20 protein-coding genes are annotated in these 21232 nt (G+C 72.0%); 12 read left to right on the top strand and 8 right to left on the bottom strand.

The window, feature by feature from the left end; translation table 11 throughout:
* Positions 1 to 169 precede the first annotated feature (169 nt).
* Complete coding sequence (locus WME76_RS13750; protein WP_437960582.1) at positions 170 to 1300, top strand: pirin family protein; 1131 nt, start codon at positions 170 to 172, stop codon at positions 1298 to 1300.
* A 39-nt stretch (positions 1301 to 1339) separates the two neighbouring features.
* The gene (locus WME76_RS13745; RefSeq protein ID WP_437960581.1) at positions 1340 to 2368 is read left to right on the top strand and encodes an endonuclease/exonuclease/phosphatase family protein; all 1029 of its coding nucleotides are present in this window, start codon (positions 1340 to 1342) and stop codon (positions 2366 to 2368) included.
* Here WME76_RS13745 and WME76_RS13740 read toward each other — a convergent pair.
* From WME76_RS13740 to WME76_RS13720, 5 genes are all read right to left on the bottom strand, one after another.
* A complete protein-coding gene (locus WME76_RS13740; protein WP_437960580.1) occupies positions 2292 to 3548 on the bottom strand; it encodes a PAS domain-containing protein in 1257 nt (418 codons plus the stop codon). The genes WME76_RS13745 and WME76_RS13740 overlap by 77 nt on opposite strands.
* 67 nt (positions 3549 to 3615) lie before the next feature.
* On the bottom strand, positions 3616 to 5646 hold the full coding sequence (locus WME76_RS13735) for a serine hydrolase domain-containing protein (protein ID WP_437960579.1): 2031 nt from the start codon (positions 5644 to 5646) through the stop codon (positions 3616 to 3618).
* Between the two features lie 39 nt (positions 5647 to 5685).
* Positions 5686 to 6687 carry an aldo/keto reductase gene (locus WME76_RS13730; RefSeq protein ID WP_437960578.1) on the bottom strand — a complete coding sequence of 334 codons (1002 nt, stop codon included), beginning with the start codon at positions 6685 to 6687 and terminating at the stop codon, positions 5686 to 5688.
* A 284-nt stretch (positions 6688 to 6971) separates the two neighbouring features.
* Entirely contained in the window at positions 6972 to 7643 is a 672-nt protein-coding gene (locus WME76_RS13725; protein WP_437960577.1) for a DNA-binding protein, read from the bottom strand.
* A gap of 351 nt (positions 7644 to 7994) precedes the next feature.
* Positions 7995 to 8741, bottom strand: coding sequence for a hypothetical protein (locus WME76_RS13720; protein ID WP_437960576.1), 747 nt, complete (start codon positions 8739 to 8741; stop codon positions 7995 to 7997).
* A gap of 697 nt (positions 8742 to 9438) precedes the next feature.
* Here WME76_RS13720 and WME76_RS13715 point away from each other — a divergent pair.
* Genes WME76_RS13715 through WME76_RS13695 form a run of 5 tightly spaced genes read left to right on the top strand, consistent with a single transcriptional unit; the run spans position 9439 to position 12825 of the window.
* Entirely contained in the window at positions 9439 to 10167 is a 729-nt protein-coding gene (locus tag WME76_RS13715) for a TRP-like protein (protein ID WP_437960575.1), read from the top strand.
* Positions 10168 to 10171: 4 nt separating this feature from the next.
* Entirely contained in the window at positions 10172 to 11050 is an 879-nt protein-coding gene (locus tag WME76_RS13710; RefSeq protein WP_437960574.1) for a DUF4388 domain-containing protein, read from the top strand.
* Positions 11047 to 11850 carry a ParA family protein gene (locus tag WME76_RS13705; protein WP_433936592.1) on the top strand — a complete coding sequence of 268 codons (804 nt, stop codon included), beginning with the start codon at positions 11047 to 11049 and terminating at the stop codon, positions 11848 to 11850. Before WME76_RS13710 ends, WME76_RS13705 begins: the two co-directional genes overlap by 4 nt.
* Complete coding sequence (locus WME76_RS13700) at positions 11822 to 12397, top strand: hypothetical protein (RefSeq protein WP_437960573.1); 576 nt, start codon at positions 11822 to 11824, stop codon at positions 12395 to 12397. Before WME76_RS13705 ends, WME76_RS13700 begins: the two co-directional genes overlap by 29 nt.
* A gap of 53 nt (positions 12398 to 12450) precedes the next feature.
* The gene (locus tag WME76_RS13695) at positions 12451 to 12825 is read left to right on the top strand and encodes a hypothetical protein (RefSeq protein ID WP_433936590.1); all 375 of its coding nucleotides are present in this window, start codon (positions 12451 to 12453) and stop codon (positions 12823 to 12825) included.
* Positions 12826 to 12830: 5 nt separating this feature from the next.
* Here the strand turns inward: WME76_RS13695 and WME76_RS13690 are convergent, their stop codons facing one another.
* The 3 genes from WME76_RS13690 to WME76_RS13680 form a co-directional block, all read right to left on the bottom strand.
* Positions 12831 to 13841, bottom strand: a complete 1011-nt coding sequence (locus tag WME76_RS13690) for a helix-turn-helix domain-containing protein (protein ID WP_437960572.1) — start codon at positions 13839 to 13841, stop codon at positions 12831 to 12833.
* 124 nt (positions 13842 to 13965) lie between these two features.
* Positions 13966 to 14883, bottom strand: a complete 918-nt coding sequence (locus tag WME76_RS13685; protein WP_437960571.1) for an SMP-30/gluconolactonase/LRE family protein — start codon at positions 14881 to 14883, stop codon at positions 13966 to 13968.
* Between the two features lie 177 nt (positions 14884 to 15060).
* Complete coding sequence (locus WME76_RS13680) at positions 15061 to 16155, bottom strand: hypothetical protein (RefSeq protein WP_437960570.1); 1095 nt, start codon at positions 16153 to 16155, stop codon at positions 15061 to 15063.
* 351 nt (positions 16156 to 16506) lie between these two features.
* Between WME76_RS13680 and WME76_RS13675 the strand changes: the two genes are divergently transcribed.
* From WME76_RS13675 to WME76_RS13655, 5 genes are all read left to right on the top strand, one after another.
* Positions 16507 to 17505 carry a PAS domain-containing protein gene (locus tag WME76_RS13675; RefSeq protein ID WP_437960569.1) on the top strand — a complete coding sequence of 333 codons (999 nt, stop codon included), beginning with the start codon at positions 16507 to 16509 and terminating at the stop codon, positions 17503 to 17505.
* A gap of 290 nt (positions 17506 to 17795) precedes the next feature.
* Positions 17796 to 18668 carry an ABC transporter permease gene (locus WME76_RS13670; protein ID WP_433936585.1) on the top strand — a complete coding sequence of 291 codons (873 nt, stop codon included), beginning with the start codon at positions 17796 to 17798 and terminating at the stop codon, positions 18666 to 18668.
* Complete coding sequence (locus WME76_RS13665) at positions 18665 to 19510, top strand: ABC transporter ATP-binding protein (RefSeq protein ID WP_437960568.1); 846 nt, start codon at positions 18665 to 18667, stop codon at positions 19508 to 19510. Before WME76_RS13670 ends, WME76_RS13665 begins: the two co-directional genes overlap by 4 nt.
* Complete coding sequence (locus WME76_RS13660) at positions 19507 to 20556, top strand: ABC transporter substrate-binding protein (protein ID WP_437960567.1); 1050 nt, start codon at positions 19507 to 19509, stop codon at positions 20554 to 20556. The genes WME76_RS13665 and WME76_RS13660 overlap by 4 nt, the downstream gene beginning before the upstream one ends.
* Positions 20553 to 21008, top strand: a complete 456-nt coding sequence (locus tag WME76_RS13655) for a nucleoside deaminase (protein ID WP_437960566.1) — start codon at positions 20553 to 20555, stop codon at positions 21006 to 21008. The genes WME76_RS13660 and WME76_RS13655 overlap by 4 nt, the downstream gene beginning before the upstream one ends.
* The last annotated feature ends 224 nt before the right edge of the window (positions 21009 to 21232 follow it).

Genomic DNA, 21232 nt, shown 5'->3' with positions numbered 1-21232 from the left:
GGGGCGCGCAGACAACCCGCGCGCGCTCCCGGCCGTCCTCGTCGCCTCTCGACCGCCGCTCACCCCGGTAAACGCCGCGCAACTGCGCGCCGGAGCCTCGATGGTTGCTCGCGGCGCAACACCACGTTGCGCGACTCCGCGGTTGTTCCTCCCCGGGGCGCACCTTACGATGGCGGCCATGGATCGCCGCACTGCCCTCGGCGCCCTCGCCGCCGCGCCCGTCGTGGCCGCATGCGCCCGCACCGAGCCCTCGTCCACCGGCGCCGACGACGCCGCGCTCGCCGCGCAGGATGTCGTCCGCGACGTCGCGCCGCTCGGGTCGCCGTGGGAGACGCTCGACCCGTTCCTGTTCTGCGTGCACCACGACGACGCGTACCCGGCCGGTAACGACCGGATGGGGCCGGCCGCCTCCCTCGCCGGCCGCGCCATCGGGCGCGACTTCGCGGGCAAGGACGGGTGGCGCATGTACCACGGCGCCGTGGTCCCCGGCTTCCCGCAGCACCCGCACCGCGGCTTCGAGACCGTGACCGTCGTGCGGCGCGGGCTCGTCGATCACTCGGACTCCCTCGGCGCGGCCGCGCGCTACGGCCGCGGCGACGTCCAGTGGCTCACGGCCGGGAGCGGCGTCGTCCACGCCGAGATGTTCCCGCTCGTCGAGCGCGGCGGGCCCAACCCGCTCGAGCTCTTCCAGATCTGGCTCAACCTCCCGCGCGCGGACAAGCTCGCCGACCCGGCCTTCGTGATGATGTGGGGCGACACGATCCCGAGGCAGGTCCTGCGCGACGCCGCGGGGCGCTCGACCGAGATCACGGTCATCGCCGGCCGCCACGGCGAGCTCCGCCCGCCGGCGCCGCCGCCGAGGTCGTGGGCGTCGCGCGCGGACGCCGACGTGGCGATCTGGACGCTCAAGATGGCGCCCGGCGCGCGCTTCACGCTGCCGGCCGCCTCGCCCGGGACGAACCGCGCGCTCTACTTCTTCCGCGGCAGCGAGCTCCGCGTCGGCGCTCGCCGCGTACCCGCCGGGCAGCGGATCACGCTCCGCGACGGCGCCGCCGCGCTCCTCGAGAACGGCCCCGACGAGACCGAGATCCTGCTGCTCCAGGGCCGGCCCATCGGCGAGCCCGTCGCGCAGCACGGCCCCTTCGTGATGACCTCGATGGCGGAGGTCCAGCAGGCCTTCCTCGACTACAGGCGCACCGGCTTCGGCGGGTGGCCGTGGCCGAGCGACGACCCGGTCCACGCGCGCGAGGAGGGCCGCTTCGCGCGGTACCCCGACGGGCGCGTCGAGACCGCGGGCTGACCAGCGCCGTCGGGCACACAGCGTGCATCGCTGTGCGCCATGCCGTTCCAGGTCGCCACATTCAACGCGGGGCTCGCGGTCGGGGTGCTGCCGTACGCGACGGAGCGCGTGCCGCGCGTGGTCGAGGCGCTGGCCGCGCTCGACGTGGATCTCCTGTTCGTGCAGGAGTTCTGGCTCGACGCGCACTGGGATCTGCTCCGCAGGGCGCTGGAGTCGCGCATGCCGCACGCGCTCCGGCCCGAGCCCGCGCACCCGGCCGCGCACGGGGCGTGCAGCGCCTCTCAGGTGAGGCCGCTCGTCGCGTGCGCCGAGGCGAAATGCAGCGGCCTCACCGATGAGGCGCTCGCCGCCTGCGTCGTCCAGAGCTGCGCGACCACCGCCCTCGCCCTCCCTACCCCGTGCCTCAACTGCATCGCGAGCCGCCCCGCCGGCACGATCCACGAGATCGTCGACCGCTGCGTCGGGGAGCCGACGGCCGCGCAGGCGTCGCCGCCGGGCCGGTCGTCGCGCTTCGGCGGGCTCATCGCCTACGGCGGCTCGTTCGGCACGGGGCTCCTCGCGCGCGCGCCGCTCGAGGATCGCGGCATCCTCGTGTTCGAGTCGACCGTGAACGCGCGCGGCGCCCTGCACGCGCGCGTCGCGGCGCCCGGGCTCGGCCACCTGCACGTCTTCGCGGCGCACCTGTCGCCGGGCGGCGCGGAGCAGCCGCCCCAGCTCGATCGCCTGCTCGCCTGGATCGACGAGAAGGCGGGCCGCGCCCCGGCGCTGCTCCTCGGCGATCTCAACACGACGCCCGGCTCATCGCTGTTCCGGCGGCTGGAGAGCGCCGGGTTCCGCGACGCGGACGTGCCCGATCGCCGCGGGACGTTCTCTCATGACGGGCTCGGCACGGGCGACGTGGGGGACTCGGGCTGGCGGCTCGATCACGTGCTCCTGCGCGGCCTGGACGCGGCGGTTCGCGCCGATCGCATCCTCGACGAGCCGGTCACGATCAGCGCCGCAGGGCGGCCGGTCCGGACGACCCTGTCGGATCACTTCGGCGTCCTGGCCACGGTCGAGCGGCGCTGACGGCGTAGCGGATCCCGTCCTGCAGGGTCCCGCGGGTGACGATGCCGGTGAGCTCCACGCCGAGGGTCACCAGGGTCTGCGCCACCTCCGGGCGGATGCCGGTGAGCACGACCTCGGCCCCGAGGAGCTGCACGCCGCGCGCGGCCTTGAGCAAGGCGTCCGCGACCTGCGTGTCCACGGTCGGTACGCCCGTGATGTCGAGGATCGCCGTGCGCGCGCCGGACGCGCTGATCCCCTGGAGCAGCGTCTCGACCACCCGCTCGGCGCGCGCGCGGTCGATCGAGCCGATGAGCGGCATGGCGATCACGCCGTCGCTGAGCGGGATGAGCGGCGTGGAGAGCTCGGCCAGGAGCCGCGCCTGCGACTGGATGATCTCCTCCCGCAGGCGCGCCTGCTCCTGCTCGGCCTGCTTGCGGGCGGTGATGTCCATGGTCACGCCGCAATAGCCGGCCAGGCTCCCGTCGTCGTTGTGAAGGGCGCGCATCTGGGTCTCGACCCAGACGAGGCGGCCGTCCTTCGTGGTCCACCGGCTCTGCGCGCTGGCGGAGCCCGTCGCGGCGAGCGTACCTGATGCGTCTGCCGCCGGCCGATCGTCGGGGTGCGTGATCTTCGCCCAGAAGTCCGGCACGGAGAGCCACTCTTCGGGGGTGTAGCCGCTCAGGGCGAGGGCGCGATCGCTCACGAAGCTGACCCGCTGGCGCGCCGGATCGTCGACGAACCATATCTCCCAGACGATGCCGGGCACGCTGGCGATGAGCCGCTCCAGGCGGCGCCCCATCTCGTCGGCCCTGCTCGAGAGCTGCACCTGCTCGGCCGCCGCGCGGGCGGCCGTCGCCGCGTCGCGCGCCGTACAGCAGAGCCGGCTCTCGCCCGCCGCGCCGCCCTCCGCGTGGGCGACGATCTCGATCCGGCGGGGCGAGTCGCCGTCTCCCTGAAGCCGGACGACGAAGGAGATCGCGTCGCCCGAGCGCATCGCCTCACCGAGCGCGACCTCCGCATCGGCCATGTCCTCGGGCGCGAGGAACTCCTGCAAGCGACGCCCGAGGAGCGCCTCGGGCGCCGCGCCGTAGACCCCGAGGGCGGCCGGCGACGCCTCGACGAAGGTGCCGTCGGCGAGGTGCAGCGACCTGGCGCAACGGTCGATTGACATCCTGGCTGCGGAGAGAGCAGGCGAGCTCATGATTCAGTTCATCTCGTGGAGGTGCAAGAGAACATCATACCGCCAGCGACGTGCCCGCGCGCCCTCCTCAGAGCGCCTTCGGGCACCTGCCCGCCTGCTTCGCAGCCTCGAGCTCGATCTCGCGGACGCGGCCGGGCTCGCCCGCCTCGATCCTGAGCTTCATCACCAGGTTCACGCCGCGCTCGCACACGATCCGGAACGTGTGCTCCTGATCCCCCTCCGAGTCGACCGAGCCGCCGAGCTTGCACCCGCGTCGCTCCTGCAGCGCACGGAGCGCCTCCTGGACGGCGCCGGCGTCGGCGGCGCTCGAGAGCACCGGCCCTACCGCGGCTGTCGGCTGGCCTGCCGCGAGCTCGAGCACCTGCTGCGCGCTGCGCTTCATCGCCTCGGTCGGCGGCGCGATGCCGTCGAGGCGATACGTCGTGATCCTGGACGTCCCGGCGTCGAGCGCGAGCTTCGCCTCGATGCGCCCCCGCTCGCACGCCATCGCGTAGCGCGCCTCGAGCGGCGGCTCCCACGATATCAGCGCGCCGGGCCGACAGGCCCCGTGCGTCTTCCTGAAGCGCTGGAGCGTCTCTTCGAAGGTGCTGTCCGGGATGGCGCCCCGGAACTCCGGGGTGAAGAGCGCTTCGTAGCGCGCTGGCTCGAAGCGCTCGTACAGCGCGACGGCCCCGCGGAAGGCCGACTCCAGGCGGGCGCTCGGGCGCTCCCGCCGGGGCGCGGTGACGCCGGCCTCGCGCAGCATCGAGCGCACCTCCCCGACGATCGCCTCGGTGTCGGCGTCGGCGTGGCTCACGAGCAGCACGAGCCCCACGCCGGCCCGCGGGTAGAGCTCCACCACGGCGGAATAGCCGTCCGCCGCCCCGTTGTGCCGGACGACCGCGTCGTCCTCGCAGCTCTGGTGAGCGCGCCAGGCATACGCGTACCCGGTCGCCGTCGCGTCGACCGCATGGCGCCCCTCGGCGGCGGCCGGCTCGACCGAGAGGCGCGCGGGCCGCGCCGTCGTGTGGGCTTCCCGGATCGAGCTGCGCCGGAGGGGCCCCGCGTCGTCGCCGCTGCGCGGCGGGTAGGCCGAGAGCAGGAACGCCGTGTAACGGGCCATGTCGCGCAGCGAGGCGTAGAGCCCGCCGGCCGCCTCGGACGCGCCGAAGCGCCAGTGGGGCGCGGGCTCCAGCTTGCCCGCCCTCCTGCGGTGCCCCGTCGCGAGGCGCCCGGGCGGCACCGCGCGCTGCTCCCAGAACGAGGACGACATGCCGAGCGGCGCGAGGAGCCGCTCGCTCACGTGGTCGCGGTAGCGATGCCCGGAGGCGCGCTCCACGACGAGCCCGAGGAGCGCGAACCCGAAGTTCGAATAGGCCTCCTTCGTCCCGGGGACGTACTCGAGCATCGCGCCGGGCACCGCCGCGCGGAGCTCGGCCTCCGTGACGTCGCGCGACGGGTCGGAGTACTTGAACCGCCCGAGCCGCGGCAGCCCTGAAGCGTGCGTGAGCAGATGCCGTATCGTGATCCGCGGCGAGTCGGAGGTCGGATAAACCACCTTCGCGAGCTCCGGGAGGTAGCGTGACGCGGGGTCGTCGAGCGCGAGCTTGCCCTCGTCCCGGAGCTGCAGGATCGCGGCGGCGGTGAACGTCTTCGTGATCGATCCGACGCGGTACACCGTGTCCGCGTCGGGCGCCTCCGGGCTCGCCGGGTCGCGCGCGCCGAAGCCCCGCGCATAGGCGAGCTCGCCGCCGACGACGACGCCGATCGTGAAGCCCGGCAGCTCCTGCCGCGCGAGCTCGGCGCCGAGGTGGGCCTCGATCTGCGGCGCGAGGGCGAGGAGCTTCGCCCGGCGCCCGGGATCGTCGAGCCACACCCCCGACGCCTCGGCGACGAGGAGCGGCGCGTCGGCGATCGACGCGGCCGGGCTCGGCTGGCGGGCGGCCGTGGGGCGCGCCGCGGGCGCCCTGGGGGCGGCGGGAGGGCTCTCGCCCGCGGCGCAGCCGGTCAGGGCCACGAGGAGCGACAGGCGGGCGACGCGAGGCAGCAGCGAGGCGCCGGGCGCTGCGCTCGCCGCCGGCGCGCCGGCGCGTCGGGCGCGCGGACCTGCGCGCCTCATCTCACGACCTCCCTCGCGCGCCGCTCGTGGGACAAGGCTCTACCGGCGTTCGCTGTCGAGCTGCCGCATCTGCGGCGCTGCGTAGCGATCGCCGGAGATCGTCACGAGCGCCTCGATCGCCGCCAGGTCGGCTTGCGACAGCGGCCGGTCGAGGGCGCCGAGCGCGTCGTCGAGCTGCGCGAGCGTCTTCGCGCCGACCACGGGCACGAACGCCGGCTGCCGCCCGAGCACCCAGGCGAGCGCGAGCTGCCCCGGCGTCATGCCGCGCTCCTGGGCGAACCGCTGGAAGGCGCCCACGACGTCCTCGTTCTTCTCGCGGTGCTCGCCGGTGAAGCGGGGCAAGTGGGCGCGGAGGTCGCCCGGCCCCTTCGGCTTGCTGCCGGTGAGGAGCCCCCGCGAGTAGACGCCATAGAGGGTCGCGCTGATGCCGAGCTCGGCGAGCGCGGGGAAGATCTCGGCCTCGGGGCCGCGGGTCGCGACCGCGTACTCGATCTGCAGATCGACGATCGGGTGGACGCGGTGCGCGCGGCGGATCGTCTCGACGCCGACCTCGGACAGCCCGATGTGGCGCACGTGGCCCGCCTTCACGAGGTCCGCGATCGCGCCGATGGTGTCCTCGATCGGCACGGCGGGGTCGAGCCGGGCGGGGCGGTAGACGTCGATGACCTCGACGCCGAGCCGCTTCAGGCTGTACCCGGCGAAGTTCTTCACGGCGACGGGGCGCATGTCGAGCCCGCCCCAGCTTCCATCCGGCCCTCGGAGCGCGCCGAACTTCACGGAGAGCTGGACCCGCTCCCTCCGGCCGGCGATGGCGCGCCCCACGAGGAGCTCGTTGTGCCCCATCCCGTAGAAGTCCCCCGTGTCGAGCAGGGTGACGCCGAGGTCGATCGCCGCCTGGATCGTCCGGACGCTCTCGGCGTCGTCGGTCGCGCCGTACATGCCGGACATCCCCATGCAGCCGAGCCCCAGCCGGAACACCTCGGGCCCCGTGGAGCCGAGCCTCACCATGCGCTGCGTCTTTGCCGGTTCGTGCTTGCTCATCGCTCGTCCCTCCGTGCGCGGAACGATCCTGGATGCCCGCGGCGAAGTCCAGTTCCTCGTGCCGCCTCGGCAGGTTGATCCGTGGTTTCAATGAGGGAGGAGAGAAGACGAACCACAGAGGCACAGAGGGCACAGAGGGAAGAAGAGAGAGAGAGTTAGTAAATTATATTTCTTTTCTCCCCTCTGTGCCCTCTGTGCCTCTGTGCCTCTGTGGTCCTCTTCCACGGAACCAGGGCACAGGACACGACTGTGGGCGCGGCGCGTGAATCGGCGCGCCGGCGGGCTCACTGCAACACGAGGTCTCCTGCCCGGCGCGGCGCGACCTCGTAGGTCGCCTCGTACTGCGCGGCGAGGCCGGTCACCTCGATGGCCTGATCGACGGCGAGCGACGCCGTGTCGATGACGGGCTGGCCGTCCACGATGTGCACGAAGACCTGGGTCTCGCCCGAGCTGTCGTCGATATACACCTTGAAGCCGTAGGGCTGGTCGTCCTCCACGGCCCTTGTCACGCTGCCCCTCACGCGCACGAGCAGGCCCTCGACCTGCTCTCCGACGTAGGCGGTCGTCACGTCCGTCGGCTCGACGGGTCCGATCCCCCCGAGCACCGTGACCGCGGCCGCGTCGGCCTTGAGCACCGTCTGCTGGGCCACCTGCCCGAGCGTCCCCGTGACGCGCACCCGGACGTCGAGCTCGAGATCGGGCGCGTCGGGCAGGCTCACGTAGATGCCCCCGGTGGCGTCCTGCAGGGCGAAGCCCTGGTCCTCGGTCGCCGAGGTGAACGTGCCGGGCGCGACGGTCACGAACCCCTCGACCGTCGCCGTGGAGCCGTCGGCCAGGGCGCGGGCTTCGGCGACGGTGAGCGCAGCCTCCTCGCTGGAGCCGCAGGCTGTCGCCGCGAGGAGGCAGGTGATGACGGCGATCGAGGCGAGACGGCGAGTCGGGAGGTGCCTGCGCATCCCTGGCCCCTAGCGCTGCCGCACGCAGGGAACAAGACAGCTCCGCCGTGAGCTCGCGGTCGAGCATCCCCGCGCCGTGCGCCCCGGATGCCGCCGCGACGATGGCCGCTTGCCTTCGCGAGAGCAGATGCCCGCCCGCGTGGATACGCTTCACGTCTCCAGATCGCGCTTCAGCCGATCGAGGAGCTCGACCGCGGCGGAGGCGTAGCGGCTGATCCACCGGGGCATGGTGGGCTGGGGTGCCATCGGTATCCGCGCCACGCGCAGAGCGCTCTGCGCGTGGCGCGTGCCGGAGGGGGTGCTGTGGAGGGGGCCGCGCGGCGCGGACCGGCGAGACTCAACCGCGTTGCTTCACGCGGCGAGGATCGACGACCGGACCATCACCCCGCTCACGCCGTCGGTCTCGGCGACGCTCACCGGGTGCTTGAGCGCATAGCGCAGGAGCTCGTGCGTCCACGGCTCGAAGATCGCGAACACCTCGTCCGCGAGCGCCTTGTACCGCGCGCGCGTGGCCGGGTCGAGCGAGATGCCCGCGAGCGCGGCGTGATCCGCGTCCACGGTGTGGCCCGATTCGCGCTCGAAATGATGCGGGCCGCAGTAGCGGAGCTCCGTGCCGAGGCGCTCCTCCAGCGCCTTGGCAAGCGGGAGCATCGCCGAGAACAGGACGTTGCCGGTCTCCTCGATCGCCTCTATGATGACGAGCCGCTCGAGCCCCGACGTGCCCTTGATGAGCTCCGTCAGCCGGGCCGTGAGGATCCGATTCTGAAGTGTCTCTTCCCCCCACAGGAAGTTCATCCAGTCCGAGCCCCGCGCCTCGACGTCGAAGCCGAGCTTCGTCAGATCCTCCAGGTACCACGGCCAGTGGTGATCGTCCTCCCGGGTGTGGACGTTGACCATGTCCTGGTACATGTCCGGTTCCCGCTCGTCCCGGAGTACGAACCGGTTCAGGTCGCCGAAGCTCAGGATGAAGTAAGCCATGCACGGATAGAAGCCGAGCCGCTCGAGAGGATCGAGCCGCTCGTCCCGCATCCGCTCGAACAGGGGTAGACGAGCGTACGCCTGCTTCTTCTGGAAGATGTGCCGCAAGACCTGCCGCATAAGCGATCTCCTTTCGGCTGTTGTGTCGTTGGTCTAGTTATCCCTCTGTTTGCTTATTCCCAGGCGCCGACGGCGCCTCGTGATGCCTAAGACAAGGTCACTGCGTCACCGAAATGGGTGCAGCCGGATCCCCCCCGGGTTGAAATCCTGCATGCCCCCCCCTCATGCTGCATTTCCGAGCTTGATTTTTCCAATCTAGCTTCGAACCACCTCCAGTCGTCGTTCAACGCTGGGGGGTGTTCCCACTCGGTGTACCGACTGTAGCGCAAGTCCGGCGTAAGCTGAATCCAATATCTTCAGGGATCCCTCCATTGAGGTCGGGCGCGGCACTCAGGTGTGCAAACGAGCGCACATGTGGGACAGCAAGACCGCGAGAGAGCGACTGACGAGGGGCGACGATTCATCCCGCGCGGCGTCCGAGCGCGCCGGCGACGCACCCCGCCGAGCGCGGCAGCGGGCCTCCTTATATAGACCCGGCCCCTGTCTCCTGGTCTTCACGTGGGCTCGGGTCGCAGCGGCTGATGTCGAGTCTGGCTATGGCCGATCCCACACACGCTCGCACCTGTGACGATGGCGATCCCGATGGACGACGCTGGCGGCCGCGGCCCGAACATTCAATCAAACAGCTTGAAGGCCGGCGGCCCGGGCATGTAGCTTGCCGAATTGTGCCGTGAAAGACCAACACGACTCAGCTTTGGTGTCGGAACCCGAGAGCCGCGCGATCCCGAAGACCATTCCCGTGCGGGAGGAGGTCGTGCGGCTGGTCCGTGAGAAGCGCTACGAGGAGGCGCTCGCGGTGCTGTACCGAGCGCGATCGGAGTCCCCCAACGATCGCGAGCTGCAGACGAGCATCGAACGCATCAAAGAGTTCCTCGCCGGCGCCTATGCGAAGCGGCTCGGCGGCCTCGATCAGGTGGCGGGGCCCATCCCCGTGGCGGCGGGTCGCTCGCCCGACGCGCTGATGGTGGCGCGGTACATCGACGGCGCCTCGACCTTCGACGACATCGTGCAGATGTGCCCCCTCGGGCGGCTCCGCACGCTGCAGGTGCTCGTCGGCCTGTATACGGGCAGGGAGGTGGCGTCGCCGTACAGCGAGAGGACGCCGGTGTCCTTCCGGCAGGCGCCGGAGAGCACCGCGTCCGAGGCGACCACGGACGCGGGGCCGCCGACCATGCCGGCGCGCGGGCTGGAGCGGCGCGCGCCGGAGCCCGCCCCCGTGAGCGCGCGCTTCACGCTGCCGGTGGTCGAGACCGAGGAGGATCGGCGCTACCGCGAGGCGTTCTCCCGCGGCACCGCCGCCTTCGTGCAGCGCCGCTTCGCCGAGGCGGTCGAGGCGTTCGAGGCGTGCGCGAAGATGCGGCCGGGCGACAACGCGGCGGCGGTCATGCTGCGCCGGGCGCAGCGCGACCGCGACCTCGGAGGCTGAGGGAATGCCCATCGTCGTGATCGCCGACCCCGATCTGCGCGAGCGCATGCGGTGCATTCGCGTCATCGCCGGGCAGGCTCAGGTGAGCGCCCTCGGCGCCGCCACGTGGGAAGAGCTCGATCAGGCGCTCGACGGCGCGCAGAGCGTGGAGCTCATCATCTACGCGCCGTCGCTCCCGGGCGCGCCGGAGGACGCCCTCGCGCAGCTCAACCGCCGCACGGCGCGGCTGGTGCTCGCCGTGCACGACGGCGTGGAGGTCCCGGGCGCGGTGAGCAGCGTCACGCGCGTGACGTGGCCCATCGCCGAGGAGACGCTCGTCCTCATGGCGCACGCCGCGGGCGCGCAATCGGCGCCCGTCGGGATGAACTTCGTGCCCGTCGATTTCTTGCAGATGATCTGCATGTCCGGCGACTCTCACGTCCTCGTGGTGAGCAACGAGAGCGGCGACGTGGGTCTCATCGAGGTGCGGCGCGGCCAGCTATGGACGGCGTTCGACGCCCTCGGCGTGGGCGAGGAGGCGTTCGCGCGGCTCATCCGCCCGGAGATGCGCGTGCGCGTCAACCCGGCCGGCGGCTCGACGAAGGAGCGCACCATCTTCAAGGACCTCGCGGAGCTGGTGCTCGACTCGCTGCGCCGCATCGACGAGGGCAGCGTCGACGTGCCGCCGCCGATCTCGTCGCGGCGGATCGCGATCGCGCTCGCCTCCCCGGAGCAGATCGCGAGCCGCGTCAAGCAGCTCAACGCCGACGCGCGGCGCCTCTTGATGGAGCGCAGCTACAGCGAGGCGGCCCGCGTCCTCACCGACCTCTCGGCGCTCGATCCCGCATCCAGCCTCGTGCGCGCTAACCTGGAACAGCTACGCAAGCTCGGATACCCAAGATGACCCGATCCATCGCATTCGCCAGCCTGAAGGGCGGAGTCGGAAAGACCACCGTGGCGCTCAACTGCGCCTTCGCCTTCGCGCGCCGCGGCGCGCGGACCCTCCTCGTCGACACGGATCTGCAGGGCGCCATCGGCATGTCGCTCGACGGCGTGAGCGATCGCCCCGGCCTGGCCGCGAGCCTCGCGCGCGGCGGCCCACCGCTCGAGGGCGTGGTGAAGACCCGGCTCCCCGAGCTCTGTCTACTGCCCATGGGCCCCGTCGACGCGCTCGACGAGGATCGCTTCGCCGTCAACGCGCGCGAGGCGAACATCGTGGGGCGCATCCTGGAGCAGAGCCAGCGCGACTTCGATCTCGTCCTCTTCGACACGCCGGCCGGGCTCGGCGGGATGTCGCGCGTCGCGCTGGAAGAGGTGGACAGCGTGATCGCCGTGGCGCAGTGCGAGCCGCTCGCGCTGCGGGCCCTGCCCCGGCTGCTCGAGATGCTGGCGCGGCTGCGCGAGATCGGCGCCGCCTGCTCGCTGCTCGGCGTGATCGGCACCATGAGCTCGTTCCGCGATCCGGTGCTGCTGGCGTCGCTGGAGGAGCTGTGGTCGCTCTACCGCGAGCAGGTCTTCGACACCGCGGTGCCGCGCGACGGCACGTTCCTCCAGGCGAGCCGCGCGGGCGTGCCGCTCGGCTTGCTCAGCCGCCGACCCCCGGCGGTCTCTGCGGTGTTCGACAAGCTCGTGGCCGAGATCGAGGAGCGGCTGGGCACTACGGCAGGAGGCGAGGATGACGGTCCGATCCGTCTCGTGGACTGACGCGCAGCGGGTGAGCTCGCTGCTCGCGCAGGTGACCGCGCCGCGGTCGCAGGAGCGCACGACGCTGGTGAGCCCGATGGCGCCGCCGCGCCCCGCGGCGCAGGGGAAGGCGGCGCCCGCGCCGGCGAAGCCCGCGCCGGCGAAGCCCGGGCCCACGCCGCCGAAGGAGGTGCCGCGCCTCGTGCAGACCTCCGACAACCCGGCTGACCGGCTCGACACGCTCGTCGCCTGGACGCTCGACCACCACGCGTGCGTGGGCGCCTTCGTCGCCGACGACAACGGCCTCACGCTGGCGGCGCACGGCATCTCCGAGGCGCACGTGTCGCTCGTGGGCCCGCTGCTCTCGGCGCTGGTCGGCGTCCGCAGCATCCCCGGCGTCGACGCCACGGCGGGCGCGCTCTGGCTGGGCGCGCAGATGATGTCCTGGGTCGAGGCGCGCACGGCGCGCGGCGGCTTCTGCCTCGGGACCGTGGGCGACGAGGCCCTCTCCACGCGGGCGTTCGAGCAGCTCAAGGAGGCGCTCGAGACGACCCTGCACGGGCTGTAACGAATGCGGGATTTCCAACGCGGGCGCGCGCGCCCAGGAGCCACGGAAGCACGATGATCGACACCAAAGTCCTCGAGGCCGCAGTCCATGATCTCCGCAACATCCTTCGCGATGGGCTGCTGGCCACCGACATCTGGGAGCGCTCGGCGGGCCTGTCGCTCGCCGGCTTCAACCAGCAGCCGGTGGCGGTGGCCCTCTTCACGCGCATCACCGAGGAGCTGGACACCTCGCTGCGCGACTCGAACTTCCCGCCGCTCGGGCGGTATTACCTGATGGACATGGCGGGCAACCACACCGTGGTGGTGGTCAACCACGGCAAGCTGCTCCAGGGCATGCTGGTGGACAACAAGCGGGCGAACCTCGGGATCCTCATCTCCGTGGCCATCCCGCGGATGATCGACACCATCGCGCAGGCGATCATGCGCTGAGCTGCTCAGCCCCCCACCCCGCTCCTCGACTCGCTCTCATCGCCGAAGCAGCCGTCGTCCGCGCCCGGCCGGTGCCGCGCGCGGTACTCCGACGGGCTGAGCCCCTCGGAGCGCCGGAACTGCTCGGCGAAGCGCGACGCCGAGTCGTAACCGCAGGCCGTCGCCACCTCGAGCACGCCGTGGCGCCCCGTGCGCAGCAGCGTCTTGGCCAGCTCGAGCCGCTCCTTCCACAGGAGCGCCCTGAACGAGAGCCCCTTCGCGCCCAGCCGGCGGCGCAGCGTCGCGTTGCTCACCCCGAGCGCGCGCGCGACGTCCTGGGCGGCCCACGCGCGCGCCGGATCGCGGCGCACAAGCGTCCGGACCGCGAGCGTGGGGTCGAGCGACAGCGTCGACGACGCGGCGCGCGCCTCCTCGAGCTGCTCGCGGTGCTGCAGCAGCAAGGTCAGGATGAGGTCCTCCAGCCGGTGCTGCAGGAGCAGCGCGTGCGCCCCGGGCAGGAGGAGCGTGTTCACGAGGTGGATCAGCGCCTGGATTGACGGCATCGCCGAGCGCAGGAGGTGCGGCCGGTCCGCCTCGAAGCCGCCGAGCCCCCGCTGCACGCAGAGCGTCGGGTAGCGGCGCTGGAGCCGCTCGTCGACCTCGCTCAGCAGCTCGATGGTGAACGAGCGGTACACGCCGCGCTCCGGATCCGGCTCGTTCACGAGCTCGAGGGGGATGCCCTGCGGCACGAGCAGGATCTGCCCCTCGCGGGCGACGAGGCGCGTATTGCCGTCCGGCCCGTCGAGGAAGATCCGCTTCGCCCCGTCGAGGATGAGCACCACGAGCGGCCGCGAGAGCCGCTGGATCTGGACCCGCTCGCGCGCGCGGGTGAAGACCCCGATCCACCGGGCCAGGCCGGCGCCGGCGGCGCCGTACGTCGAGGACGCGCGCTCCAGCCGTGCGATCGCCTCCCTGAGCGCGCCCCAGGCCTGGGCCTGATCCGTGGGCTCGAGCAGTCGGGTGAGCTGGGTGTTCATGTTCGCTCCTGGTTGCCTCGTGGATCGATCGGCGGCGCGATCGCCGCGGCGACGCGCTGCAGGCCGGCCGGGGCGGATCAGCGTAGCCGCGCCGCGCCGGCGGCCCAAGCGCTGGTGCGCGGGCTCACTCGACGTCGAGCAGGACGACCTCGTCGTCGTTGAAGAGCGGGACGAGCAGGCGGCTCCTCGCGCGGTCCCAGCCGAGATCGGCGGGGCTCGGGAGATCGTCGGCGAGGGTCGAGACGCGCGGCGCGGCGTCCCCGGCGGGGTCGACCTCGAAGATCGCGCTCGCGTCCCAGCTCGACACGAGGAGCCGGCCGTCGTCGAGGCGCACGAGGCCGTCCAGCGTGCCCGCGGGCAGCGCGATCTCGCGCCGCGGCTCGCCCGAGGCGTCGACAGCGTCGAGGCGCGCGGCCCCGAGGTAGGCCACCCAGATCTCGCCGTCCGCGTACGCGACGCCGTTCGGGTGCGGCAGCGCGGGGTCGGCGAGCAGCCTCGACGGCTGCCCGCCCGGATCGATCACGACGAGCGCGTCCGTGCCCGTCCCGGTGATCGCGCCGTCGACGACGGTCACGCCCGAGTCCGAGACCACGATCGACCCGTCGGGCAAGACCGCGACGTCGTTGAGCAGGCCGGCGCCGGGCACCTCGATGTCCTGGATCGGCGCGCCGTCGCTCGCGTCGAAGACGCGGACCGCGTCGATGTCGGCCACGTAGAGCTTGCCGTCCGCGACGGCCATGCCCTTGGGCGCGCTCAGCGTCACGCCCTCGGACGCGCCGTCGATCCAGGTGAGGTCGAGGACCTCGCCGTCCGGCGAGACGCGCGAGATGAACCCGCGATCGTCCTTCTCGACGGGCGAGCCGACGATGTTCGAGACCAGGTACACGTCGCGCTCCTCGTCGTGGAGCACGGACTCGGGCGTCGTGAAGCCGCCGACGCGGCGGCGCTCCGGCGAGGTCGGGGCCGGGCTCTCGGCGCACGCCTGGAGGGCGGCGGAGAGGCAGACGAGGACCGCGGTGAGGCGCTTCGGGTGGGTGTTCATGGGGGTGCCTTCTCGGTGGATCGGGCCCGGCGACGCGCCGGACCGTGCGCCTACCGTGCACCCCGCTGCCGCGCGGCGCGCGCCCGCGGCGCTCATTGACGCGCCCGAAACGCTCACGCCCTGGCGCCCTGAAGCCTCAACCCCTCTCGTCGACGACCACCCACCCAGCGCGACGGCTCAACCCGACACCAGCACGCGGTGCCGGTGCAGCACGAGCAGCACCTCGTCATCGAGGTCCGCCTGCTTCTGCTCCCGCAGCCTGCGCCGCACGCCGCTCACCGGCTCTTCCCCGGTGAACTCCACGAGCAGCGCATACGCCTCGCCCGGCAGGCCGATCGCGTCGTATTCGCTGTAGGCGCCGAGCGCCACGCTCCCGTCCGGGAGCCATTGCACCGTCGCGTCCGGGTTGAAGCGCAGCACCTCGGGCAGCTCCGGCGAGACCACCGCCCCGTGAAGCCGGTCCAGGATCGCCTGCTCCAGCGTCCCGTCCAGGCCGAGGTGCCGCTCCAGGTCCGCCGCCGAGAGCCCCCGGATCTCCGCGAAGCAGGCGCGGTAATACTCCGCCTCGCGCCCGGTCCACTCCCGCCACATCGCCCTGTACTCGGCCTCGGGCGGCGCCTCCTCGTCGAGCTGGTCGACGGTCAGCGGGCTCGACTCCTGCTCTCCGCGGCTCCGGTTCTGGTGGATGTACTCGGGGTGGAGCTTGAACAGCGCGTACCGCGAGAGCTGGATCTCCACGAGGGAGAGGAACGTCTTGATCGACATCCACAGCTTCCGCCCGTCCGCGCCCGCGACGTACTTGCAAAAGAACGTCGAGCAGACCGCCTCGCGATAAGGCCAGATGGTGCAGCTCCCGGGCTCCGCGTCGTAATAAGGGCAGCGCAGCGTGGCAGAGCGGCCGAACGCGCGCCGCGAGCTCGAGTACAGGAGCTCGAACTTCGCGGGCGGCTTCAGCCATTGCGGCGTCGCGCCGATCCGCGCGGCGATCTTCGCCTCCACGCGCCGCCGCCCCTCGGCCATGCCGGGGTCGTCGTCCGAGAGCAGCGCGCCGACCAGGTAGTTCGGCAGCCGCGGGTGGAACGTGCAGCACTTGGTGTCGGGCCGGAAGAACCGGCTCCGGCCGTCCACCGGCGCGACGGCGCTCTGGCACGAGGCCTCGCACATCGCGCACGAGGCGCAGGTGGCCTTGGTCTCGGCCGGGATCTCCCGCTCGAAGAACGGGGGGAGAAGGCCCCTGTAGAGGGCGGGCAAGCTGTCGAGGATCCTGGACATGGGTGGGCTCCAGAGAGGCGGCCACCCTAGCACCGGGCGCCGCGCCTTCCGCTCCGATCCGGCTCGCGCGCCCGAGCTCGCCCGCTTCGAGGTGCGCGCCGACCGCAGCCGCTCACCCGGGTCGACCGCGGCCCTCGCGTCAAGGGGCATGTCCTGCCGAGAGGACGAGCGCGAGCTCGCGGTACCGCACGCATGGAATCCGGACGAGCGGGCGCGAGGTGAGTCGATATGCGCTGTTGCCGTGCAGGGTCCCGAGCGCGAGCGCGGGGCCTGTCCACCGGTCCCGCTGACCAGCGTTGCGTCCCGAACCATCTTCGGATAATGCGATCAAGCTGACACCTGGTACCCTGAATGCAGCCCGATCCAGATAACGAGATGTCGCTCGGTGAGCAGGTCGTGGCGCTTCGCCAGCGCGTCGCGGAGCTGGAGCAGGAGCTGGCCGAGGCGCGGCGAGCGGGCGAGACGCAGCGCGACGACCGCCCTGTCGAGCAGGAAGAAGGGCTGCTCGCCAGGTTCTTCTCGGTGGAGGCCGCCGGGCACGCCGCGCTGCTCGACGCGATCCCGGCGATGGTCTTCTTCAAGGATCGAGATCACCGGTACCTCGCCGTCAACAAGGCCTACACGAATCATTACCGCCTCTCGGCCGACAAGATCGTCGGCAGGCGTGATGAGGACATCTTCATCCCCGAGGTCGCGCGCAGCTACCACGACAACGACGAGGCCATCATGGCCGACGGGCTCGCCCGGCTGAACGTGGAGCTCCAGTGGAAGCTCGAGGACGGCAGCGACGGGTGGACCCTGGAGAACATCGTCCCCTTCCGTGACGCGCGCGGAAGCGTGATCGGGATGGTGGGCGTCGTCGTCGACGTGACCGCGCGAAAGCGGACCGAAGAGGCCTTGCGGCGCACCGAGTCCGAGCTCCTCGCCAGCCAGGCGCGCCTCCTCGAGACGGTCGCCGCGCTCGCGACGCCGGTGCTGCCGATCGAGCACGGCATCCTCGTCCTGCCGCTCGTGGGCCACCTCGACGGCACGCGGAGCAGCCAGCTCATGGAGGCGCTCCTGCTAGGCGTGGAGCGCCACGACGCCGAGTTCGTGATCATCGACCTCACCGGCGTCCCGGTCATCGACAGCCACGTCGCGCACCACCTGCTGCGCGCGGTGCAGGCCGCGGTCCTGCTCGGCGCGCAGTGCGTCCTCGTCGGCATGTCCGCGGCCACCGCCGCGTCCCTCGCGAGCACCGGCGAGGCGCTGGAGGAGCTCGTCCTCCTGAGAGACCTCCGGGCCGGCGTGCGTTACGCGATGTCGCGGCGACATGCGAGGGCCCGCCCCCGCCCCCTGGCGCTCCCGTAGAGGACACGCGACACCCCAGGGGGATGGACTCAGCCCCTCTCCTCGCACACGCACCCATCCTCCACGACGCAGCGCGAGCGATGCTGCGATGAGGGCCACCCGCCCACCTCGATGAGCGCGCGCTCGCGCGCCAGATCGCGCTTGACGGTGTGGCGTCGGACTGATGACATCCATTCAGGCCAATCCTGATGAAGGCACGTGGCCCGCCTGCTTCCCGGGCGCCGACATGAACCCACATCGGGGCAACATCTCCTCTGTCCCGACTCGGTCTGTCTCGAGAGAACGTCACGATGGGAGGCTCGGAGGCCTTCACGAGGATGCTTGTCGACACGAAGCCGCTCGCGCCGTCGCGCCAGTGCGGGCGCGCGCCGCCGCGCTGGCTCGCGCTCGGCCGCGCCATTCCGGGCCGCGCCCGCCTCGCGCTCGGCGCGGCGAGCCTCCTCGCGATGGTGGCGGCGTACGCGTGGCTCCCGGCCCGCAGCGGGTCGGACGCCGCGATCGTCCCGACGCTCTCGAGCATCGGGCGCGCCACGGCCGAGGCGCTCGCGTCGAGGGAGCTGTGGACGGATGTCCAGCACAGCTTCCTGCGCGTCACGGCGGGGTTCGCGGCCGCCGCCGTCCTCGCCGTCCCGCTCGGCGTGCTCGCGGGCGCGTTCCGCGGGGTCGCCGCGCTGCTCGAGCCGCCGACCGAGTTCCTCCGCTATGTCCCGGTGCCGGCGCTGATCCCGCTGGTCATGATCGCGGCCGGCATCGGCGAGGGGGCGAAGGTGATGCTCGTGTTCCTGGGCACCTTCTTTCAGCTCCTGATCATGACCGCGGACGAGGTGCGGCGGGTCCCGGCGCCGCTCGTCCAGATCAGCCAGAGCCTCGGGGCGACGCGGCGCGAGATCGTCTGGCGCGTCCTCGCCCCGGCCGCCCTGCCCGGCGTCTGGAGCGCGCTGCGCATGTGCAACGGCTGGGCGTGGAGCTACGTCGTCGTCGCGGAGCTCGTGGCCGCCACCGAGGGGCTCGGCTTTCGCATCCTGCGCTTCTACCGCTTCCTCCAGACGCCGAGCATCTACGCCTATCTGCTGGTGCTCGGCCTGCTCGGCCTCGGGCTCGACTGGATGTTCCGCGCGGCCTCTCGCCGGCTCTTCCCCTGGGCGCGAGGGCGCGAGACATGAAGCTGTCGCTGCGTGGCGTCGCGAAGTCGTACCCCGGTCGCCGCGGCGAGACGGTCGCCCTCTGCCCGCTCGACATGGCTGTCCGAGAGGGCGAGTTCATCAGCCTCGTGGGCCCCTCCGGGTGCGGCAAGTCCACGCTCCTCCACATCGTGGCCGGGCTCGAGACGGCGACGACCGGGAGGGTCGATCTCGACGGCGAGCGCGTCCTCGGCCCCGGCGCCGAGATCGGCCTCATGTTCCAGCAGCAGACGCTGTTCCCCTGGCTGAGCGTGCGCGAGAACGTCCGGTTCCCGCTGACCCTCGCGCACGCCCGGACGCGCGCCGGCACCGGCGGTCGGGACCGGCAGGCGGCCCGGGTCGACAGCCTCCTGCGCCTGGTCGGGCTCTGGGACTTCCGCGACAGCCTCCCCGCGGAGCTGAGCGGCGGCATGCAGCAGCGCGCCGCGCTCGCGCGGGCGCTCGTCGGGCAGCCCGAGGTGCTGCTGATGGACGAGCCGTTCGGCGCGCTCGACGCGCAGACCCGCGAGGACATGCAGGAGCTCTTGCTCCACCTCATCCAGCATCACCGCATCACGACGCTGTTCGTCACGCACGACGTGGACGAGGCCCTGCTCCTCTCCGATCGCGTCGTCGTCTTCTCCGAGCGGCCGGGGCGGGTCCTGGCCAGCCTCGACGTGACGTTCGCGCGCCAGGCGCGCTCGGCGGAGCTCAAGCTCGACGAGGCCTTCCTGCACCAGAAGCGCGAGATCCTGGCGCTCCTGCGCGGGCGCGCGCGCACCGGGGCGCAGCGCGACCGCTTGCTCTTCGGGCTCACCAACACGCCACTTGAAGGGGGATCATGAATCGAAGAACCGTCTTGCAAGAGCTCGGGGCAGCGCTCGCGTGCCTCGCGCTGTCCGTGGGCTGCTCGAACAAGGACGCCGCGCCGGACGAGGCGTCCGCCGCCGCGCCCGCCCCGGGCGAGCGCCCCGGGGCCTCGGCGCCCCCCGCGGAGCCGCTGAAGCTCACCGTCGGCCACGACCTGTGGATCGGCTACTCGGGCGTCTTCCTCGCGAACGATCTCGGGTACTTCAAGCAGGCCGGGCTCGACGTCGGGCTCAAGCCGTTCTCGAACCCCGGGGACACGCTCGCGGCGCTGGCGTCGAGCCAGCTCGACGTCGGGCTCACCACCCTGCAGAACCTGGCCGTGCTGAACGGCAACAGCGAGACCGACGTCGTGGCGATCGCGCTGGTCGACAGCTCGAACGGCGCGGACGCCGTGGTGGCCAAGGACAGCATCGCGTCGATGGCCGATCTCAAGGGCAAGACGGTCGCCCTCACGCTCGGCGAGGTCAACCACATGCTCTTCCTGTTCGGCCTCGAGAAGAGCGGGATCGGCCCCGGCGACGTGAAGATCACGAGCATGAGCGCCGACGACGCCGGCGCCGCGTTCGTCGCGGGCAAGGTCGACGCCGCGGTCACCTGGGAGCCGTGGATCACCAAGGCGACCAAGAACGGCGGCCACGTGATCTTCTCGAGCGCCAGCATGCCCGACACGATCACGAACTCGGTGGTCGTGCACAAGGCGAAGCTCGACGCGGGGGGCGACGCCTACAAGAAGTTCCTCGGCGCCGTCGATCGCGGGGTCCAGACGCTGCGCAGCGAGCCCGACAAGGCGTACCCCATCATCGGCAAGTACCTGAGCGCCTCGCCCGAGGACGTGAAGGGCATGCTGGCCGGCGACAAGATCTACGATCTCGCCGACAACAAGCGGCTCTTCGGCGCCGCGGAGAAGGCCGGCCCCGCGGTGGCCTCGATGAAGTCGGTGATCGACTTCGCTGTCCAGTCCAAGCTCGTCAAGAAGGCGCCGGCGCCGGAGTCGCTGCTCGACGCCAGGCTCGTCCGATGAGCCGCGACGAGGAGCTGATGGCGCGGGCGCTGGAGGTCGCGCGCGGCGCGCAGCGGGCGGGCGAGCCGCCGTTCGGCGCCCTGGTCGTGGCCCCGGACGGCACGATCGTGGCCGAGGCGACCGACGAGGTGAACGCCCAGCGCGACTTCACGTGGCACGCCGAGGTGGGCGCCGTCCGCCGCGCCTGCGCGGCCGTCGGCCCGGATCTCCAGGGGTACACGCTGTACACGACCGTGGAGCCGTGTCCGATGTGCTTCACCGCGGCGTGGCTCGCCCGGATCAGCCGCATCGTCTTCGGCTGCACGATGGCCGACGTCACGAAGGCGACCGGGGGAGCGCAGCGCGAGCTGGCCGTCCCGGCGCAATGGATGAACGAGCAGTCCGGCGCGCCGCTCGATCTCGTCGGCGGAATCCTCGACGATCAGTGCCTCGCCCTGTTCGGGCAGGCCTAGCTCCGCGCGTCTTGGACACGGGCAGGGCCGTCCTGCGGGCGACAGGCCCGTCCGGCGGATCGCGCCCGTATCTGGTGCTCACCTCGCCTGCCCGACGCAGCGCTCCTCTCCCTCGTCGCGCTCAGGGGTCCCTCCATCCTCGCGCATGCCCTCACCTCTCGGCCTGACAGCCGCGATTCACGGACAAGCATCGATGTGTGAGTCTCCGCGCCAAGATTCGTCGA

Origin of the sequence: Sorangium sp. So ce119 (assembly GCF_051524405.1) — a bacterium.
Lineage (GTDB): Bacteria > Myxococcota_A > Polyangia > Polyangiales > Polyangiaceae > Sorangium > Sorangium cellulosum_G.
The sequence above is the reverse complement of the archived record's forward strand: the minus strand, read 5'-3'. Positions and strand labels throughout refer to the sequence as shown.

Excerpts from the sequence above, each read along its gene's own strand:
- WME76_RS13750 (WP_437960582.1), top strand. The coding sequence starts at position 170 with ATGGCGGCCATGGATCGCCGCACTGCCCTCGGCGCCCTCGCCGCCGCG.
- WME76_RS13745 (WP_437960581.1), top strand. The coding sequence starts at position 1,340 with ATGCCGTTCCAGGTCGCCACATTCAACGCGGGGCTCGCGGTCGGGGTG.
- WME76_RS13740 (WP_437960580.1), bottom strand. The coding sequence starts at position 3,548 with ATGAGCTCGCCTGCTCTCTCCGCAGCCAGGATGTCAATCGACCGTTGC.
- WME76_RS13735 (WP_437960579.1), bottom strand. The coding sequence starts at position 5,646 with ATGAGGCGCGCAGGTCCGCGCGCCCGACGCGCCGGCGCGCCGGCGGCG.
- WME76_RS13730 (WP_437960578.1), bottom strand. The coding sequence starts at position 6,687 with ATGAGCAAGCACGAACCGGCAAAGACGCAGCGCATGGTGAGGCTCGGC.
- WME76_RS13725 (WP_437960577.1), bottom strand. The coding sequence starts at position 7,643 with ATGCGCAGGCACCTCCCGACTCGCCGTCTCGCCTCGATCGCCGTCATC.
- WME76_RS13720 (WP_437960576.1), bottom strand. The coding sequence starts at position 8,741 with ATGCGGCAGGTCTTGCGGCACATCTTCCAGAAGAAGCAGGCGTACGCT.
- WME76_RS13710 (WP_437960574.1), top strand. The coding sequence starts at position 10,172 with ATGCCCATCGTCGTGATCGCCGACCCCGATCTGCGCGAGCGCATGCGG.
- WME76_RS13705 (WP_433936592.1), top strand. The coding sequence starts at position 11,047 with ATGACCCGATCCATCGCATTCGCCAGCCTGAAGGGCGGAGTCGGAAAG.
- WME76_RS13700 (WP_437960573.1), top strand. The coding sequence starts at position 11,822 with ATGACGGTCCGATCCGTCTCGTGGACTGACGCGCAGCGGGTGAGCTCG.
- WME76_RS13695 (WP_433936590.1), top strand. The coding sequence starts at position 12,451 with ATGATCGACACCAAAGTCCTCGAGGCCGCAGTCCATGATCTCCGCAAC.
- WME76_RS13690 (WP_437960572.1), bottom strand. The coding sequence starts at position 13,841 with ATGAACACCCAGCTCACCCGACTGCTCGAGCCCACGGATCAGGCCCAG.
- WME76_RS13685 (WP_437960571.1), bottom strand. The coding sequence starts at position 14,883 with ATGAACACCCACCCGAAGCGCCTCACCGCGGTCCTCGTCTGCCTCTCC.
- WME76_RS13680 (WP_437960570.1), bottom strand. The coding sequence starts at position 16,155 with ATGTCCAGGATCCTCGACAGCTTGCCCGCCCTCTACAGGGGCCTTCTC.
- WME76_RS13675 (WP_437960569.1), top strand. The coding sequence starts at position 16,507 with ATGCAGCCCGATCCAGATAACGAGATGTCGCTCGGTGAGCAGGTCGTG.
- WME76_RS13670 (WP_433936585.1), top strand. The coding sequence starts at position 17,796 with ATGGGAGGCTCGGAGGCCTTCACGAGGATGCTTGTCGACACGAAGCCG.
- WME76_RS13665 (WP_437960568.1), top strand. The coding sequence starts at position 18,665 with ATGAAGCTGTCGCTGCGTGGCGTCGCGAAGTCGTACCCCGGTCGCCGC.
- WME76_RS13660 (WP_437960567.1), top strand. The coding sequence starts at position 19,507 with ATGAATCGAAGAACCGTCTTGCAAGAGCTCGGGGCAGCGCTCGCGTGC.
- WME76_RS13655 (WP_437960566.1), top strand. The coding sequence starts at position 20,553 with ATGAGCCGCGACGAGGAGCTGATGGCGCGGGCGCTGGAGGTCGCGCGC.